This window comes from Thermostichus sp. OS-CIW-33 (assembly GCF_054059615.1).
Map to the genome: position 1 here is coordinate 102,943 of NZ_JBSSCH010000009.1, position 17,343 is coordinate 120,285.

Consider the following 17,343-nt stretch of genomic DNA (forward strand, 5'->3'; position numbering starts at 1 on the left):
GTTTTGCCATGCCGCCTCGCTGGCCCCGGAAGCCCTCCCGTCGGGATCCCGAATTTCGCAAGCTGGATGATCGCTATACCTATGCCGCCCACCTGTCTGTTTTCCTCTGTAGCGGGTCTGGGCTGGTGTTTTTTCAGCAACTGTACCGCGCGGATTGGCCGTGGCTGGTGCCCCTGTTGGGCTGGTGGGCTTTGGGGCTAGGGATCCACAGCTTCTGGATCTTTTTTGTGGCCCGCTATCCCGTCGAGGCCGGCTTTGGGGAGCTCACTCCCGGCGCGCACGAAAACCCAACAGCCGCGGAGACGGATCCCTCCAGAGCCAGCTAGGACTTAGAGAGGGGATGATCCCCTTGCTTCTCAGCCAGGGGAGGTAGAAGCTCCACCTGGTCGCCGCTGCCGCTGCAGCAGCAGGGGGGAGAGGTCGCTCTCGTCGTAAATATCCCCCACCAGCTCCTCCAAAATGTCTTCCAGCGTGATGAGGCCGGTGGTGCCGCCAAACTCATCCACCACGATCCCCAGGTGTTGGCGAGAGCGCAGCATTTCCTTGAGCAACAGGCTGACCCGCTTGGTGTCCGGCACAAAAAAAGGCGGTGCCATCGCCTGGGTCACTTCGGCATTGCCTTTTCGATCCAGATGGCGCAGGGCTTGCTTGAGGTGGATGATGCCGACGATCTCGTCCTTGGATTCTCCCTGTACGGGGATGCGGGAGTAGCCCGTTTCCAAACAGAGCTTCACCACATCCTGCAGTGTTTTGTCGTGGGAGATGGTCTCCATTTTAACTCTGGGCTTGGCCACGTCCCGCGCCTGCAGCAAGTCCAAAGCCAAGGCCCCACGGAACAGCCGCCGTTTTTGCCAATCCAGCAGCCCCCGCTGCCCCAACACATCGATCAGCAGCTCCAAATCCTTGAGAGAAGCGGTGGCCGTCAGGGGGGAGAATTCCAATAGATTGAAGAGCCTGCTGACAACCCACTCAAAAGCGTCGCTAAAAGGGCGCAACAGCACCGATAGGACATGAACAGGCCGCACCACCCAGCGGAACACCCCTAGCGGATGGCTCACCGCCAAGGACTTTGGGGCTACTTCTCCAAAGAGGAGCACCACAATTGTGGTGGGCACGGTGGCGGCCAAAGCTCCAATCTGGGTTCCCAACAGTTCAATGGAGAGGGTTGTGGCCAGAGCAGCAATGCCGATGTTGACAAAGTTGTTCACCAGCAACAGGGTGGTGATCAGCCGCGAGCGCTGTTGTTGGGCCAGTCGATACAAGCCCTGCGGATCCCCTTGTTCTTCGATCAGAGATTCCAGGCGCAGGTTGTCCATGGCCGTGATGGCGGTTTCGGCCCCAGAGCAAGCTCCTGAGAGGAGCAGCAAAAAGGCCAAGAGGAAGACATTAACCATAGCGCTCCGTTACGGGATATGGGTGGCGTCGAAGGACTAAACCCAAGCTGCTCAAGCCAGTCAGCTCCTCGAAGATCTTATTCATCCCGTTGATTTGTTCTTGATTGAGTTAAGGCTACTGATCGAAATGGGCGGAGCCGGATCGCTCCAAAAGTTGCCGGTACAACATGACAATCTTGTCTTGCACCTCGGATTGGCTCAGGTGATCTGTGTCGATCAAGATGGCATCGGGGGCAGGCCGCAAGGGAGAGATGAGCCGTTCGCTGTCGCGGCGATCCCGCTGCTCGATTTGCGCTTTCAATTCTTCGAGAGGCACCATTTGCCCTTGGGCTTGGAGTTGGTGTTGCCGACGCTGCGCCCGCTCCCCAACAGAAGCGGTCAAGAAAACCTTCAGCTCTGCATCAGGAAAGACGTGGGTGCCGATATCCCGCCCCTCCAAGACAGCACCGCCATCCCGGCCAATACTGCGTTGCCGCTTCACCAGCTCCTGGCGTACTCCCGGCACTGCCGCCACGTGAGAGACCCAGCGGGTCACTTCCGGAGAGCGAATGGCCTGGGTAATTTCTTCGCCATCGGCCCAGATGCGGGTCGGCTCTGTCGAAGAGGTGCCGCTCTGCAGGGTGAGCTGGGTTTGGGCGGCCAGTTGGGTGAGTTGCTCGGCATCGTCCAAAGGGATCCCCCGTTGCAGTGCCAGCCAGGTGATGGCTCGATACATGGCCCCCGTGTCCAAGTACAAAAGCTGCAGCTGGGCGGCTACTGCCCGCGCCACGGTGGATTTTCCGGCTCCAGCCGGGCCGTCGATGGCAATCAGCGGGCGACGCGGGGGAGAGGTCGTGCCGGAAGAGGGCGGTGCCGCATGCTGGACTCTCTCCGGCGAGGGATCCCCTTGCTCTGGGGAAAGGAGCAGGTTGTCGATCAGGCGAGTTTGCCCCACATAGGCAGCAATGGCCAGCAGGCCCTTGTCTTCCACCCGCGGCAGCGGTTGCAGCGTTTGGGGATCCACCAATTCCAGGTATTGCAGTTGCAGCTCTGGGGTATGATCCAGCTCAGCACGGGCGGCGGCAAGGATCCCTTCTGCTGAGGGATCCCCGGCCTGCCAATGGTCATATCCTCGACGCAAGGCCCGGTACAGCCCGGCGGCCACCTGTCGTTCAGCAGCAGAAAGGTAGCGGTTGCGGGAGCTACAGGCAAGGCCATCGGCTTCTCGCACCGTGGGGCAGGGAACAATCGTGGTGGGTATCTGCAGATCCCGAACCAAACGTTGAATGATCGCCAGTTGCTGGGCATCTTTCTGGCCAAAGTAGGCCCGCTGCGGCTGTACCAAGTTCAGCAGTTGCAGCACAATGGTGGCCACGCCGCGAAAGTGGCCAGGTCGGTGGGGGGCGCAGAGGGTCTGCAGAAGGGATTCGGGGGGCATGACCCAGGTGCGGTCGCTTCCGGTTGCGGGGTCGGCTCCCATCTCTTGCGGGTCAGGGGCAAAGACCACATCCACACCTGCTGCCTCGCACAAAGCTCGGTCCCCCTCTTCGTCGCGGGGATAGCGATCCCAGTCTTCGTTGGGGCCAAATTGCAGCGGATTGACGAAAATGCTGACCACCATGTGGTCACACTCTTGCCGGCAGCGGCGGATTAGGCTGAGATGGCCCTCATGCAGGGATCCCATCGTGGGCACCAAGCCAACTGTGGATCCCCGCCAATCGGCTACCTGCTCCCGCAAAGCAGCAACTGTGCGCAGCCAGTGCATTGCCATGCCACCTCAATCTCTCTCTCCCCTATGGGTTTTCTCCAACCCCCCCAAAGGCTGCTCCTACAGGCCGATCTTGTTGCTGCGTTGATACTGCCTGTAGGCTGCCACGAACAAGCCCGCCAAGGTGACCACCACCATGCCCAAGACGATCCCCAACAAAATCGGCTCGATCACAACACAGACCTCCCAGTTCAAACCTAGATCATGATAAGCCAAGCCCAAACCTATCCTCACCGTTCCTTGCCAAGGAAATCGAGGGGGGATCCCCTAATAAAATGCAGGGGATCCGCGAAGCCGTTGAGATGGCATACCCATAGCCCATGAGGTCAATTGTCTTGTCCGGGGATGGCGGAGACTTGAAGGAGTGCCTGTCCAAACTGGAAGAGCAACTGCGCCCTTTGGCAGACAAGGCCGTTCCCCTGCTGGTGGCGGACTCGCATCCAGTGCAGGTGTGGGCGGCAGTTTTGACCTGCCAACGCTTGGGGATCCCGCTGTTCCTGGGTAATCCCCACTGGGGAGAACGGGAATGGGGACAGGCTTTGGCGGATATGGGATCCGGCTGGTGCTGGCGCCAGGGCCGACTGGAAGGGGATCCCGCCCCCTTGAATCTGCGCCTGCGGGATTTGCGGGAAGCTGTGCCCAGCTCCCATTGGCCGCTGATCGGCATCCCCACGGGTGGCTCTGGCGGCCAAGTGAAATGGGCCCTGCACTCTTGGCTGACCCTCAGCGCCTCGGCCAAAGCCCACCAACAGCACTTTGCCGTCGGGCCTATACACAGCTATTGCCTTCTGCCCTTGTACCACGTCAGCGGCTTGATGCAGGCAGTCCGCTCCTGGCTGAGCGGTGGGCAATGGGTTGTCTGGGATTGGAAACGGCAACAGCAGGCCAAGGCTTGGGATCCCCCTCTGCCGGGGAGCTTTCTATCGCTGGTGCCCACTCAGTTGCAACGGCTGTTGCTCAGCGCCCATCCGGGAGTTTTGGAGAGCCTGCGCCAATTTCGGGCCATTTTGGTCGGCGGTGGCCCCACCTGGCCCAGCCTGAGACAACAGGCCCGGCAACTTCACCTTCCCCTTGCCCTCACCTACGGTATGACCGAGACCGCCTCCCAGGTGTGTACGTTGCTGCCAGAAGCCTTTTGGCAAGGGAGCGACAGTCTGGGTCGGCCTCTGCCCCACGCCACGCTCCAGATCCGCAGCGAAAAAGGGGATCCCCTGCCCAGCCATGCTGTGGGCTACATTCACATTCAGGCAGAGTCGCTGGCACTGGGCTACTACCCGCACCTAAGTGCTACGCACCGCTTACGCGAAGGGCAACAGCAAGGCTTTACCCCCGGCGATTTGGGCTATCTAGACCGACAGGGATCCCTCTATTGGTTAGGTCGAGCCGATGACCTAATCCTAACCGGCGGGGAAAAGGTGATGGCTGCAGAAGTGGAAGGGGAGATCCGAGCCAGCGGCTGGGTGGAAGATGTGTGCGTGTTGGGCCTACCGGATGCCGAATGGGGGCAGCAGGTGGTGGCGGTGGTCGTCCCCAAAACGGGGATCCCCAAAGAGCTGGAAATGCACCTGAAGCAACACCTAAGCCGCCAACTGAGTCCCTTCAAGCACCCCAAGCACTGGCTGTGGTGTACGGGGATCCCGCGCAACCCTCAGGGCAAAGTCAACCGCCAACAACTCCGGCAGTGGGCAGCTCAGACGTTGGGGATCCCAACGCAGGCAAGTTAGCGGGATCCCTCCCGAATGCCCAGACGGGCTAAATCTCGCTTGATTTCAAAGGCCAATTCTCGGTTGTGCGGCTCCGTGGCCAAAGCTTTTCTCAAGTAGGCTTCCGCCTGCTGATAGCGCCCCTCGTAGATCAAATGGTTGCCGAAGCGCTGGTAGGCCAACGCCAAGATGTGGATGGCCTCGCTGGAGTTGGGAAACCGTTTCAGCAGCGCCTCCGCCTGGGCCACCGCCGTGGGCAACTTCCGCTCCCGCCAGGCTGCCTTGACGCGGGCAATCCCCTCCTTGAGCCCTTCCGGATTGGGCTGCTCTGCCGATGAGGGGCCTATGCTGCGAATGACCACCCGCCTTTCGCCGGCAGCAGGAGAGCTGGGTGGAGATTGACGTTGTGCAGATTGACGTTGTGCAGATTGACGTTGTGCATCGTAGCGCCGCCGCTGCTCAGGGTCGCTCAGCACTTGGTAGGCTTGGTGGATTTGTTGGAAACGCTCTCGGGATCCCTCCCCTGCCACATCAGGGTGAAACTGCCGCGCCAACCGTCGAAACGCCTGTTTAATCTCTTCAATGTCCGCTGCAGGAGATAGGTTCAGGATCGCGTAGTAATCCATAAACGGTGGCGCAACTAAGGGATCGGGAAAAGACCTGGCCAAAAACCAGCTCTAGTCTATCGCTGCGGCCCCGGCTTGACCAAGGGATCCCACCAAGCGCTTGGTTCTCCCGCTTCCCTCAGCAGCAGGGATCCAGTGTTAGACTTTGCCCAAGTTGTTTGGAGCCTCCATTCCGGCCTATCGAGGATCCCTTCCTGTTGCCCAACTTCATTGCAACTTGGCTTTTTTATTTCTATCTGTTATGAGTGAAGCGCTTCATCAAGCTCTTGCCAATCGAGATCTAAAACAATTATTGGCCCATTTGCAGCGGGGGGAAGATGTGAATGCTGTCGATGCTCAGGGAATGACTTTGCTTCATAAAGCGACACTCCTTGGCGATTTGGAACTGTTGGATTTGCTCTTGGCCCATGGCGCTTCTCCCAATGCCTTGGATCCCACAGGTGCCACCCCTCTCCATTTGGCTGCTGCCGTCGGCCAGGTCAAGCTGGTGGAGCGTCTTTTGAGGGCAGGCAGCGATATCGATCTCCCAGATAACCATGGCTATACCCCTCTCCAGCGGGCTGCTTTAACCGATCAGGCGGAGGTAATCGGTCTGCTCATCCAGAAGGGAGCCAACACTGGTCGTGTTCTCCACTGGGCCACAGCCACCGGTCGAAAAAGCATTCTGGCCCGCCTACTATCCAAGGGAGCGCCGGTGGATGCCACTGACGAAACAGGCCGAACCCCTCTGCATGAAGCCGCCACCCGAGGGGATTTGGGCATCGCTCGCTTTCTGCTCTTGTACGGGGCCAATGCCAATGCGCGCAACCGATTCGGGGCGACACCGATGCACTGGGCTGCTTGGGAAGGGCATATCCAAATCCTGGAGCTTTTGCTGGAAAATGGAGCCGAACTAAACCCTCGCAATGAAGATGGGCATACCCCCTTGGCCTATGCGCAGAAACGCCAACATAGACTGGCTGTCCAATGGTTACAAGATCGAGGGGCAACCCTTTAGTATCAGGTTTGGGATAGAGAATAAAACAAGAGTTGATGGAAATTCTAGCCGCTTTGGGTCATAGGACATTCAGGCTTCCCCCTCTCTCACAAGACAGGGGTTGAAGGTGAGGGTAATCTCTACAGAAAAAAGGAGAGAGGCTGTTAGGCTTTCCTCCCTCCAGTCTCTTCGTCGCGGTTAGCGTTAACGCCAGCTAGATTCTAACTGATTCTTCCACCTGATTCAACTTTTTTCTAGAGTTTCTCTTGAGCCCAACATAAATTTTTGAACGACAAAACAAGACATAGGACAGACAGTTTGTCCCAAAAGGTTGGTCTTTTTCCTTAGCTTCTGACAAGTTTGCAAAGGAAACTAGAGCAGCAATCTTTGTATTCGGTCTTGTCTTCCGGTTCCCGAAGCCAGATTGCCCCCTTCCAAAGCCATAACCCTCAGCCGCTGTTGCTCCTTTACACTGCCACCTCCACAGATTGACATGAGCAAGCAAAAAATCTCTCTATCAACTGATTCTGACTCTCATTAGCACAGAACCTTGCTTAGCCTTGGAGAGGAGAAAAAGGGATCCCTGCTGACGCAGATGGCCAGCTCTGCCAGCACAGGATCCCTGTCACATCCAAGACAAGAGAGGAAGACTGATGGATATGACTCCACCACTCAACTGAGTAACAGCATAGCTTTATTGAGATTAAATCGCAATACCTAGCCAACGTAAGAGGAAATGTTCTTGACAAAACTGCTTCAAGTAGTCGTTTCAAGTTAGGGTGAGACGCTTGGGCTACTGAGGAGAGCCTTCTGATTCCCTGTATTCAAGGCTTTAGGTATGGGTGCAGTGTCCCAGTTTGAATCGAAATGGCCACAAGCAGAGTACCTGGGCTAAAGGGTAATTGGCCAAGATTTGCAGTTTCAGCCCTCTTGAGAGGATAGGTCGCGGAGTTGTGGGCACAGCACAGGTTCAAGGGGGGGTGAGGGGCTGATAGCAGTCGTGGTTCTTATTACCCTCTATTTCAACTGCTCGCGTAGCGGGCCGGAGGCCTTAGCAGGAAGCAACCGGTCGTTTGTTTCACCTTGACGGTGAGATAAATGACTACGCGTTGCGGAACAGTAGGTAACCTCACTGCCATTCAAATGCCGTGGCGGGCGAAAAATCAAACCTTGGCCCAATGGATCCCTAGCCACGATAGCTGAGTCGCCTGGCGGGAGATCGAACCTGACGGCGTTTTCTGCGCCAGCGTTTCCAGCGGGAGACCATCCAGTCGCTTAGGCTGTGGTTCACCGATCCCAGTTCCAACCCCATCCCAATCCAAAAGAGCATCTCGGCGTGAACTTGCAGCAATTGCCAGAGATCGCTGCGCCACACCCAGGGTTGCCACATCCACCAGCCCAACCGGGATCCCAGCCAAGCCCCCAGCAGGCCAGCTCCTCCTGCCCATAGGCTCAAGTACAGTACCCGCACGGCGGTGCCCACAATCGGCCCATGAGACCAAAAGGAGCGATGCCGCATCCACTTGCGGTAGGGCAGCCAAATCCAGCGCAAGAACAGCCAGCGTTGATACTGTCGGGAACAGGTGTCCAGATCTCCAGAAAACATCAGGCCGCTGAACAGATAGGCGGATCCCACAGCCAGGGCAACTGTGGTGCTGTTCCCCAACACACCGGCGGCTAGGGTGATGCCGGGGGCCGTCCAGAGGGTAATGCGATCGTGGGTGGATCCCAGCGGCATAAAGCCAGAGCAACAGTACACGACTGCGGCTCAGTCTACCCGCAAGCAAAGGAGAAAGCCTGCTCCAGCCCTGGGATCGCTCCGCCGGATCTTGAAAAACTTAAGCCTGCTGCTCCCCAGGGATCCCTCGATTCAGGCGATCCAACACCTGCAACTGTCGGTAGAGCATTTCAACCCGTGGCAGATGGATCCCAGCTTGTCGAGCGTACTGCAGTGGGTTGCCGAAGATCACCTGCAGTTCCAGAGGACGTTTGCGCTCATAGTCGATTTTCATGCTGGTGCGGTAGGGGGCCATTTTCTCGGTATTGGTGAGCATTTCTTGGATCAGGGAGTCGGGAAGCAGGCGATCACAAGCTGCAGCTCCCTGTATCACCTCCTGCATCAGCGTTTCCGCCAAAGCACGGGCCTCAGGGTCTCGAATCATTTGCTGAGTATCGGCATTGAACACCACCGAGAGGCCGTTGAAGGGAATATTCCAGACCAGTTTCTGCCAGCGGGCCAACATCAAATCTGGTGAGAGCGAAGTCGGGATCCCTGCCCGTTGAAAATCGGCTTGAACTTGTTGAAGGCGGGGCGTGATCCCTTGGGGGGCATAGCCAGGGCCGTACTCTGCCAGCAGCACCGAACCGTAATCCAGATGGTGAATGTGGCCGGGGCCAACCTTATTGGAGCTGATGAAGCAGAGGCCCCCCATGACCCGCTCTGGGCCAACGCAATCGGCAATCTCGGGTTCCACCCCCAGCCCATTTTGCAACAAGATCACCACGCCATTCTCGGCCAACACAGGCGGGATCAAGTGCGGCAGAAGCGCATTTTGGGTGGCTTTCAAAGCCACGATCACCCCTTCGCAAGCCGGCATGTCCTCCACGGCTGCGTAGGCATTCACCTGGGGCAAATGAAAATCCCCCCAGCAGGACTGCACCCAGAGGCCGCTTTGGCGAACATGGTCATAGTCGCTGTGCAGCAGAAAATGCACCGCAAAGCCCGCCTGTTGCAATTTCGCCCCATAAAATCCTCCCAAAGCACCCGTACCCAAAACAGCGTAACGGCGAGTTTCCGGCAACCGAGGCATGGCGGCAAGTTTTAGCAGGTCATCCCCAAAATACCGCACCCCAGCGCCGGCTCAGGACTTGATCTTTGCCGTTTTGTCTATCAACAGCACCCGATCTTCCGCATCGGTTTCCCGCAGATGGACTCTCACCGTTTGCTCCGGTTCTGTAGAAAGCTGACAACCGCAGTAATCGGGCTGGATGGGAAACTGTCGGTGACCCCGGTCGATCAACACCGCCAATCGCACCCGTTCCGGTCGCCCAAAGTGGTTTAGGGCCTCCAAAGCTGCTCGGACGGTGCGACCGCGAAAGATAACATCATCCACCAGCACCACTTCTTGGCCGGTCAGGTCACGCGGCATTTCGCTGCGATCGGGGGTGCGCAACCCGCCGGCGCTCAAATCGTCGCGGAAAAAAGTGATGTCCAGCTCCCCCACTTGGGGCGGGATCCCCAGTAGAGTGGCAATCCGATCCCGCAGGCGGTAGGCCAGGGGAACTCCCCGGGTGCGAATGCCGATCAACGTCAACTTTTGGAGGTGGGGATGATCCCTGCCGATCGCCTCTGCCAGACCCTCGATCAGCCCGGCCAACTGCTCCGCATCGAAGACCTCGATCTCGGACATGGATCCCTGTCGCCCCCTCGCCAATCGCGGATCTGGTCTGTAGAAGACTTTAAGATAGCCCAATCTGCCGGCGGGATCCCTATCCGGTAAGATAAAACCAGAAGCAATTCCCAAGCCATGGAGGTTTCCTTGAGGGAGGGATCCACGATGTCTGTTGCTTGGCTGGCTTCGGTTCTGGCGAGGCGGTCTTGGCTGAGCCGTTTCCTGCGGGGGATGGTGCTTTGCGGGCTGATACTCTGCCTGGGGGTTACTCCGCTGGGATCCCCGGCCCAGGCAGAGGACTACACCAAACGAGATCTGCAGGGGGTGAGCTTTTCAGGGCAAGACCTGAGCGGCTGGAAGTTTCTCAAGGCCAACCTGCGCCAAAGCGATCTCAGCCACGTGAAGGCGGCAGGGGCAAACCTATTCGGGGCCAATCTCAGCAAAGCCAACTTGCGCGGGGCCGACCTGCGGGGGGCCACTTTGGACATGGCCAACTTACAGGGTGCGGATCTGCGAGAAGCGCAACTGCAGGACAGCATGATGTGGCTGGCCCGAGTCGAAGGGATCCAAATTGATGGGGCGGATTTCACCAATGCGTTGATACGGCAAGACGCCCTCTCCATCCTCTGTGAACGGGCCACCGGCGTTAACCCTGTAACTGGTCGGGCCACCCGCGACACCCTCGAATGTAACTAGCCCTCACCCCCTCTCCTCTGGGAGAGGGGAGATCTGGAATCTAGGGCTCAGGAGCTGGGAGCGGCTGCCTCAGAACGGGTGGGCTTGCGTTGAAACTGGCTGAGCAGCGAATTCCAGGCCAAGCGGGCCATCGACAACAGCCAATTCCCCTCCAACTCCCTAAACAAGTCCATGTTCAGCTTGAAGGCATAATTGGCCTCTGCCACAATGCGGTCGATGGTGGCTTGATCCAGCTCCAACGCATCCAGCTGGGCACGGTAGCGCTGCTTGAACTTGCCCTCGTGGGGGATCTGCTCGAAATCGTAGAAGGCCGTTCCTTCCCCCTGCGGCAAGCCCATGGCCCGGCGGGCGATGTTTTTGAGGATTTGGCCACCCGACAAGTCACCGATGTAGCGGGTATAGGCGTGGGCGATCAGGAGAAGTGGATCTTTTTCCACCACTTCTCGGATGCGGTTGACATAGACCTGGCAGGCAGGGGAGGGCTTGACCACAGCGCGCCAATTGGGGCCGATAAAATAATTCAAGTCCTTCTCCAAGCTGGTCTTGCGCCACAGCTCCGGGTAGTAGAACCGGCCCACCAGCGGGTGCTCTCGCAGTTGGGCAAAGCCCTCTTCCAGAGCACTGTAGACAAAGTAGAAATTGCCCAGGTAGCGGCTGTAGGCCCGCTTATCCACCACTCCCTTCAGGAAACACTTGATAAAGGCCATGTTCTCGGCCATAGTGTGGGACTGCTTGGTGCCCTCCCGCAACTGGGCCGACAAGCTGTGGTCCCGGTTATACAGATCACTTTTTTTATTCTGATTGTTCTGACTTTGACTCACAAAACCCTCCTCGCCAACAAACTGTGCTTCATTAGATCACCCGCAGATCACCCGCAAGCCATCCCGAGGTTCCCCCAGCCTGAGAAGCTTTGTAAACCCATTCCCGATCCTTTCTCATGATTGATGGCTCCGCGTCTTGCCCCATAGCCTGCATCAACAGCGTGCATTTCAAAAGCGACAAAGACCGGCGCCGCGTCCACCCTGGCGACCGGCTGAGCCTGTCAGAACCACCCCTCCGATCCCCAAGGTCGACCGGAAATCCGAGCTGGAGCAGCGGATGATCCGCAAAAACGGTTAAAGATTAGAATAATCTGCTTGAGTGTGAATGGATGTGAACAATCCTTAAGGCACGGTGGGAATCGTCCCTGCTCCGGCAGCCAAAAGGGGATCCCCAGCGGTTTTGCCGAGATTTTCCAAGTGAGCCCTCAAGGGATCCGGACAGTCCCTCGGCCTTTGTAACGTTCGTTGACGATCGTTGGCGGGGTTTCTATAATGGAAGGCCTGACTGCAGCGCGACCCCTCCCGAGCAACGCATGACACAATTAGCAGTGCCATCCCCTGTCGCTCCTACCTTTCCTGACCTGGTGGAGATTCAGCGGGAGAGTTTCTTGTGGTTTTTGCGAGAAGGGTTTGAAGAGGAGCTTCTCAGCTTTTCCCCCATCGTCGATTACACCGGCAAGCTGGAACTGCACTTCCTGCCCGAATATCGCCCTGGGGATCCCTCCAAAGGGTATAAGATTAACCGCCCCCGCTACGACCCCGAGGAGGCGAAGCGGCGAGACGCCACCTATCAAGCGCAGATCCGGGTGCCCACTCGCCTGATCAACAAAGAGACCGGCGAGATCAAAGACATGGACGTCTTCATCGGCGAACTGCCCTTGATGACGGATCGGGGCACCTTCATCATCAACGGCGCCGAGCGGGTGATCGTCAACCAAATTGTGCGCAGCCCCGGCGTCTATTATAAATCGGAGCTGGACAAAAGCGGGCGTCGCACCTACAGCGCCAGCCTCATCCCCAACCGCGGTGCCTGGCTGAAGTTCGAGACCGACAAAAACGGCCTGGTGTGGGTGCGCATCGACAAAACCCGCAAGCTCTCGGCGGCAGTTCTGCTGAAAGCCTTGGGCCTGAGCGACTCCGAGATTTACGACAACCTGCGCCACCCCGAATTCTTCCAGAAAACCATGGAGAAAGAGGGGCCCTACACCGAAGAAGAAGCCCTAATGGAGCTGTACCGCAAGTTGCGGCCCGGGGAACCCCCCACCGTATCGGGTGGCCAGCAGTTGCTGGAATCCCGCTTCTTCGACCCCAAACGCTACGATTTGGGCCGGGTAGGGCGCTACAAGCTGAACAAAAAGTTAAATTTGAACGTAGCCGAAAGTGTGCGGGTGCTTACCGTCACCGACATTTTGGCCGTCATCGACTACCTGATCAATTTGGAGTACGACATCGGCCATGTGGACGACATCGACCACCTGGGCAACCGCCGCGTGCGCTCCGTGGGCGAGCTGCTGCAAAACCAGGTGCGGGTGGGCCTGAATCGCCTGGAGCGGATCATCCGAGAACGGATGACAGTCTCCGAGTCGGAAAACCTCACCCCGGCCTCTTTGGTCAACCCCAAACCCTTGGTGGCGGCCATTAAGGAGTTCTTCGGCTCCAGCCAGCTCTCCCAGTTCATGGATCAGACCAATCCCCTGGCGGAGCTGACCCACAAGCGCCGGTTATCTGCCCTGGGCCCTGGCGGCCTAAGTCGGGAACGGGCCGGCTTTGCGGTGCGGGATATCCACCCCAGCCACTACGGCCGCATCTGCCCCATCGAAACTCCAGAAGGCCCCAACGCCGGGTTGATTGGATCCCTGGCCACCCATGCCCGCGTCAACCAGTACGGCTTTATCGAAAGCCCCTATTACCGGGTCGAGAACGGCGTGGTGCGCAAAGATCTGGGCATGGTCTACCTCACCGCTGACGAAGAGGACGAGTACCGCGTGGCCCCGGGGGATGTGCCGGTGGATGCCGAGGGCCGCATCACTGCCGACTTGGTGCCGGTGCGCTACCGCCAAGAGTTCACCACCGCCCACCCCACAGAAGTGCACTACGTCCAAGTGGCGCCGGTGCAGGTCATCTCGGTGGCCACCTCCTTGATCCCCTTCCTGGAGCACGATGACGCCAACCGTGCCTTGATGGGAGCAAACATGCAGCGGCAGGCGGTGCCCCTGCTCAAGCCGGATCGGCCCTACGTGGGCACTGGCCTGGAAGCCCAGGCGGCACGCGACTCCGGCATGGTGGTGGTGTCGCGCACCAATGGCGTGGTGACCTATGTCTCTGCCGACGAAATCGTGGTGCGGCCAGACGACGGCGGGGATCCAATTGTCTATCGCCTGCAGAAATACCAGCGCTCCAACCAAGACACCTGCCTCAACCAGCGTCCCCTTGTCTATACGGGGGATCGGGTGGTGGCTGGCCAGGTGCTGGCGGATGGCCCGGCGACCGAAGGGGGCGAGTTGGCTTTGGGCCAAAACGTGTTGGTGGCCTACATGCCCTGGGAGGGCTACAACTACGAAGATGCCATCTTGATCAGCGAGCGGCTGGTCTACGACGATGTCTTTACCTCGGTACACATCGAGAAGCACGAGATCGAGGCCCGGCAAACCAAACTGGGCCCTGAGGAGATTACCCGCGAAATCCCCAACGTGGGGGAAGATGCCCTGCGGGACCTGGATGAGAACGGCATTGTGCGCATTGGGGCTTGGGTGGAGGCCGGCGACATTTTGGTGGGCAAAGTCACCCCCAAAGGGGAGTCGGATCAGCCCCCAGAAGAGCGGCTATTGCGGGCCATTTTCGGGGAAAAGGCTCGGGATGTGCGGGACAACTCGCTGCGGGTGCCCAACGGCGAGCGCGGTCGGGTGGTGGATGTACGCATCTTTACCCGCGAACAGGGGGATGAGCTGCCTCCCGGCGCCAACATGGTGGTGCGGGTCTACATTGCCCTCAAGCGCAAAATCCAGGTGGGGGACAAGATCGCGGGCCGTCACGGCAACAAGGGTATCATCTCCCGCATCTTGCCGATTGAGGACATGCCCTACCTGGCGGACGGCACACCGGTGGATGTGGTGCTCAACCCCTTGGGGGTGCCCTCTCGCATGAACGTGGGCCAAGTGTACGAGTGCCTGCTGGGCTGGGCAGCAGAGCATCTGGGAGTGCGCTTCAAGCTGATGCCCTTCGACGAGATGCACGGTTTAGAAGCCTCCCGTCTGACGGTGGAGGCCAAGCTGAGGGAAGCCCGAGAGAAGACCGGCAAGGACTGGATCTTCAACCCGGAAGGCAGGTACTGCGGCAAAATCCAGGTGTTTGATGGTCGCACCGGGGAGCCCTTCGACCAGCCCGTTACGGTGGGCCGCGCCTACATGCTGAAGCTGGTGCACTTGGTGGATGACAAGATCCATGCCCGCTCCACCGGCCCCTATTCTTTGGTGACCCAGCAACCGCTGGGGGGCAAGGCGCAGCAGGGCGGCCAGCGCTTTGGGGAGATGGAGGTGTGGGCTTTGGAGGCGTTTGGGGCAGCCTACATCCTGCAGGAGTTGCTCACCGTCAAGTCCGACGACATGGTGGGGCGCAACGAGGCTCTCAACGCCATTGTCAAGGGCAAGCCGATCCCTCGACCCGGCACGCCGGAGTCCTTCAAGGTGCTGGTACGGGAGCTGCAGTCCCTCTGCCTAGATGTGTCGGTACACAAGGTGGAGGTGGACAGCGAAGGGCAAACCTGCGATGTGGAAGTGGATCTGATGGCCGATACTTCCAACCGTCATACTCCCTCTCGACCCACTTATGAATCGGTTACGGCTGAGGATCTCTCGCCATCACCCGCCTTTACCAGAGTGCTCCGCACCGCTGACGCGAATGCCAGCCGCAGCCTTGAGGAAGATGAGGACGAGGAGGAGGAAGAGGACTTTTGAGGGTTGAGAGCGCTCCCCACCCCTGACGCGAACGTGACGGGGATCCCCTTCAACCCACGAAGGAGGGTGGGGCTTCCCTCTCCTTTGGGTTCAGCAAGCCAGGAGGAAAACGGCGATGGCCAAAACAGAGCAACGCTTTGACTATGTCAAAATCGGCTTGGCTTCTCCAGAACGGATCATGGAGTGGGGCCAGCGCACCCTGCCGAATGGTCAAGTGGTGGGGGAAGTCACCAAGCCCGAGACCATCAATTACCGCACCCTCAAGCCGGAGATGGATGGTCTTTTCTGTGAGCGCATCTTTGGGCCGGCCAAAGACTGGGAATGCCACTGCGGTAAGTACAAGCGAGTACGGCATCGGGGGATCGTCTGCGAGCGCTGTGGGGTGGAGGTGACCGAGTCGCGGGTGCGCCGCCACCGCATGGGCTACATCAAGTTGGCCGCTCCGGTCACCCACGTTTGGTATTTGAAAGGGATCCCCAGCCACATCGCCACCCTGTTGGATATGCCGCTGCGGGATGTGGAGCAGGTGGTATACTTCAACGCCTACGTAGTGGTGGATCCGGGCAATGCCCAGAATCTCTCCTACAAACAACTGCTGACGGAGGATCAATTCCTCGAGATCGAAGATCAGATGTACGAGGAGGGATCCGAACTGCAACTGCCGGAGAACTGGGCCATGATTGGGGCAGAGGCCATCGAGCGCCTGCTCAAGGATATCGACCTGGAAAAAGAGGCGGAGCAACTGCGGGAGGAGATCACCACTGCTCGCGGCCAAAAGCGGGCACGCCTGATCAAGCGGCTGCGGGTGATCGACAACTTCATCGCCACCGGATCCCGTCCGGAGTGGATGGTGTTGCGGGTGCTGCCGGTGATCCCGCCGGATTTGCGTCCCATGGTGCAGTTGGATGGGGGCCGCTTTGCCACCAGCGACCTCAACGATCTTTACCGTCGTGTGATCAACCGCAACAACCGTCTGGCCCGGCTGCAGGAGATCATGGCGCCGGAGATCATTGTGCGCAACGAAAAGCGCATGCTCCAGGAGGCGGTGGACGCGCTGATCGACAACGGTCGGCGGGGGCGCGTAGTGGCGGGGGCCAACAACCGTCCCCTCAAGTCCCTCTCCGACATCATCGAGGGCAAACAGGGGCGCTTCCGGCAAAACCTGTTGGGCAAACGGGTGGACTACTCCGGGCGTTCGGTGATCGTGGTGGGGCCCAACCTGCGCATGCACCAGTGTGGCCTGCCCAAAGAGATGGCCATCGAGCTGTTCCAGCCCTTTGTCATCCACAAATTGATCAAGCGGGGCATTGTCAACAACATCAAGGCTGCCAAAAAGATGATCCAGAGCAATGACCCACAGATTTGGGATGTGCTGGAAGAGGTGATCGACGGCCACCCCGTCTTGCTCAACCGTGCCCCCACCCTGCACCGCCTGGGGATCCAAGCCTTTGAACCGATCCTGGTGGAGGGAAGGGCGATTCAACTTCACCCTCTGGTTTGCCCCGCCTTCAATGCTGACTTCGACGGCGACCAGATGGCTGTGCATGTGCCCCTTTCTCTGGAAGCTCAGGCGGAAGCTCGCCTGCTGATGCTGGCCACCAACAACATCCTCTCCCCTGCCACTGGCGCTCCCATCATCACCCCCAGCCAAGATATGGTGTTGGGGTGCTACTACCTGACGGCGGACAACCCCCACGCGCCAGATATTGGCGATCGCTTCTTTGCCAGCTTGGAAGATGCTCTCATCGCCTACGACCGCGGTGCTATCGGCCTGCACAGCAAGGTCTGGGTGCGCTACCACGGCCCGATGGAGTTGGGCAAGGGCGAAAAAGAGTCCGAGCCGCAAATCATCGAAGAACCAGGCGGCATTCGCCTCAAGATCACCAACTACCGCCGTATCCGCGAGGATCAAGACGGCAACGTGATCAGCCAGTACATTCGCACCACGCCGGGCCGGATCATTTTTAACAAGACCGTGCAAGATATTTTGTCTGCGTAGTTCATCCTCTGCCGTAGGACGGCTCTTCTCTCCCCT

At 58.7% G+C, this 17,343-nt stretch carries 14 protein-coding genes; 6 read left to right on the forward strand and 8 right to left on the reverse strand.

All coding sequences use genetic code 11. The features are described 5' to 3' along the window. Positions 1–8 precede the first annotated feature (8 nt). Entirely contained in the window at positions 9–326 is a 318-nt protein-coding gene (locus ACVWZG_RS08740; RefSeq protein WP_011433986.1) for a hypothetical protein, read from the forward strand. Between the two features lie 30 nt (positions 327–356). On the opposite strand, the gene ACVWZG_RS08745 is transcribed toward ACVWZG_RS08740, so the two are convergent. From ACVWZG_RS08745 to petG, 3 genes are all read right to left on the reverse strand, one after another. Then, entirely contained in the window at positions 357–1,394 is a 1,038-nt protein-coding gene (locus ACVWZG_RS08745) for a hemolysin family protein (RefSeq protein ID WP_457384194.1), read from the reverse strand. 115 nt (positions 1,395–1,509) lie between these two features. After that, entirely contained in the window at positions 1,510–3,138 is a 1,629-nt protein-coding gene (locus ACVWZG_RS08750) for a bifunctional pantoate--beta-alanine ligase/(d)CMP kinase (protein WP_457406053.1), read from the reverse strand. Positions 3,139–3,201: 63 nt separating this feature from the next. Then, complete coding sequence (gene petG / locus ACVWZG_RS08755) at positions 3,202–3,315, reverse strand: cytochrome b6-f complex subunit V (RefSeq protein WP_011433989.1); 114 nt, start codon at positions 3,313–3,315, stop codon at positions 3,202–3,204. A gap of 146 nt (positions 3,316–3,461) precedes the next feature. Here petG and ACVWZG_RS08760 point away from each other — a divergent pair, with 146 nt between their 5' ends. After that, positions 3,462–4,865 (forward strand): 2-succinylbenzoate--CoA ligase, encoded by a 1,404-nt coding sequence (locus ACVWZG_RS08760; RefSeq protein ID WP_457405964.1) that lies wholly within the window; start codon positions 3,462–3,464, stop codon positions 4,863–4,865. Here ACVWZG_RS08760 and ACVWZG_RS08765 read toward each other — a convergent pair. Next, a complete protein-coding gene (locus ACVWZG_RS08765) occupies positions 4,862–5,470 on the reverse strand; it encodes a J domain-containing protein (protein ID WP_414373594.1) in 609 nt (202 codons plus the stop codon). The two genes, ACVWZG_RS08760 and ACVWZG_RS08765, sit on opposite strands and share 4 nt — an antisense overlap. 241 nt (positions 5,471–5,711) lie before the next feature. On the opposite strand from ACVWZG_RS08765, the gene ACVWZG_RS08770 reads away from it, so the two are divergent. Then, positions 5,712–6,467 (forward strand): ankyrin repeat domain-containing protein, encoded by a 756-nt coding sequence (locus tag ACVWZG_RS08770; RefSeq protein WP_457405961.1) that lies wholly within the window; start codon positions 5,712–5,714, stop codon positions 6,465–6,467. 1,165 nt (positions 6,468–7,632) lie between these two features. Here the strand turns inward: ACVWZG_RS08770 and ACVWZG_RS08775 are convergent. The 3 genes from ACVWZG_RS08775 to pyrR all read right to left on the reverse strand — a co-directional run bounded on the left by ACVWZG_RS08775 (position 7,633) and on the right by pyrR (position 9,856). Beyond that, complete coding sequence (locus ACVWZG_RS08775; RefSeq protein WP_457415334.1) at positions 7,633–8,205, reverse strand: metal-binding protein; 573 nt, start codon at positions 8,203–8,205, stop codon at positions 7,633–7,635. A gap of 79 nt (positions 8,206–8,284) precedes the next feature. Continuing rightward, positions 8,285–9,256 (reverse strand): putative 2-dehydropantoate 2-reductase, encoded by a 972-nt coding sequence (locus ACVWZG_RS08780; protein ID WP_457406051.1) that lies wholly within the window; start codon positions 9,254–9,256, stop codon positions 8,285–8,287. A gap of 51 nt (positions 9,257–9,307) precedes the next feature. Then, positions 9,308–9,856 (reverse strand): bifunctional pyr operon transcriptional regulator/uracil phosphoribosyltransferase PyrR, encoded by a 549-nt coding sequence (pyrR, locus tag ACVWZG_RS08785; protein WP_414391142.1) that lies wholly within the window; start codon positions 9,854–9,856, stop codon positions 9,308–9,310. Between the two features lie 147 nt (positions 9,857–10,003). Between pyrR and ACVWZG_RS08790 the strand changes: the two genes are divergently transcribed. Next, positions 10,004–10,534, forward strand: coding sequence for a pentapeptide repeat-containing protein (locus ACVWZG_RS08790; protein WP_457392899.1), 531 nt, complete (start codon positions 10,004–10,006; stop codon positions 10,532–10,534). Between the two features lie 47 nt (positions 10,535–10,581). Here ACVWZG_RS08790 and ACVWZG_RS08795 read toward each other — a convergent pair whose 3' ends face one another. After that, positions 10,582–11,295, reverse strand: coding sequence for a biliverdin-producing heme oxygenase (locus ACVWZG_RS08795; RefSeq protein WP_457392901.1), 714 nt, complete (start codon positions 11,293–11,295; stop codon positions 10,582–10,584). Between the two features lie 593 nt (positions 11,296–11,888). Here ACVWZG_RS08795 and rpoB point away from each other — a divergent pair. Together rpoB and ACVWZG_RS08805 are read left to right on the forward strand one after the other, a co-directional pair. After that, entirely contained in the window at positions 11,889–15,308 is a 3,420-nt protein-coding gene (rpoB, locus tag ACVWZG_RS08800) for a DNA-directed RNA polymerase subunit beta (RefSeq protein WP_457405956.1), read from the forward strand. A 115-nt stretch (positions 15,309–15,423) separates the two neighbouring features. Beyond that, positions 15,424–17,307, forward strand: coding sequence for a DNA-directed RNA polymerase subunit gamma (locus ACVWZG_RS08805; RefSeq protein WP_414388674.1), 1,884 nt, complete (start codon positions 15,424–15,426; stop codon positions 17,305–17,307). Positions 17,308–17,343: the final 36 nt, after the last annotated feature.

Bases quoted from the DNA above. Each gene is read 5' to 3' on its own strand.
- ACVWZG_RS08740 (WP_011433986.1), top strand. From the start codon at position 9: ATGCCGCCTCGCTGGCCCCGGAAGCCCTCCCGTCGGGATCCCGAATTT.
- ACVWZG_RS08745 (WP_457384194.1), bottom strand. From the start codon at position 1,394: ATGGTTAATGTCTTCCTCTTGGCCTTTTTGCTGCTCCTCTCAGGAGCT.
- ACVWZG_RS08750 (WP_457406053.1), bottom strand. From the start codon at position 3,138: ATGCACTGGCTGCGCACAGTTGCTGCTTTGCGGGAGCAGGTAGCCGAT.
- ACVWZG_RS08760 (WP_457405964.1), top strand. From the start codon at position 3,462: ATGAGGTCAATTGTCTTGTCCGGGGATGGCGGAGACTTGAAGGAGTGC.
- ACVWZG_RS08765 (WP_414373594.1), bottom strand. From the start codon at position 5,470: ATGGATTACTACGCGATCCTGAACCTATCTCCTGCAGCGGACATTGAA.
- ACVWZG_RS08770 (WP_457405961.1), top strand. From the start codon at position 5,712: ATGAGTGAAGCGCTTCATCAAGCTCTTGCCAATCGAGATCTAAAACAA.
- ACVWZG_RS08780 (WP_457406051.1), bottom strand. From the start codon at position 9,256: ATGCCTCGGTTGCCGGAAACTCGCCGTTACGCTGTTTTGGGTACGGGT.
- pyrR (WP_414391142.1), bottom strand. From the start codon at position 9,856: ATGTCCGAGATCGAGGTCTTCGATGCGGAGCAGTTGGCCGGGCTGATC.
- ACVWZG_RS08790 (WP_457392899.1), top strand. From the start codon at position 10,004: ATGTCTGTTGCTTGGCTGGCTTCGGTTCTGGCGAGGCGGTCTTGGCTG.
- rpoB (WP_457405956.1), top strand. From the start codon at position 11,889: ATGACACAATTAGCAGTGCCATCCCCTGTCGCTCCTACCTTTCCTGAC.
- ACVWZG_RS08805 (WP_414388674.1), top strand. From the start codon at position 15,424: ATGGCCAAAACAGAGCAACGCTTTGACTATGTCAAAATCGGCTTGGCT.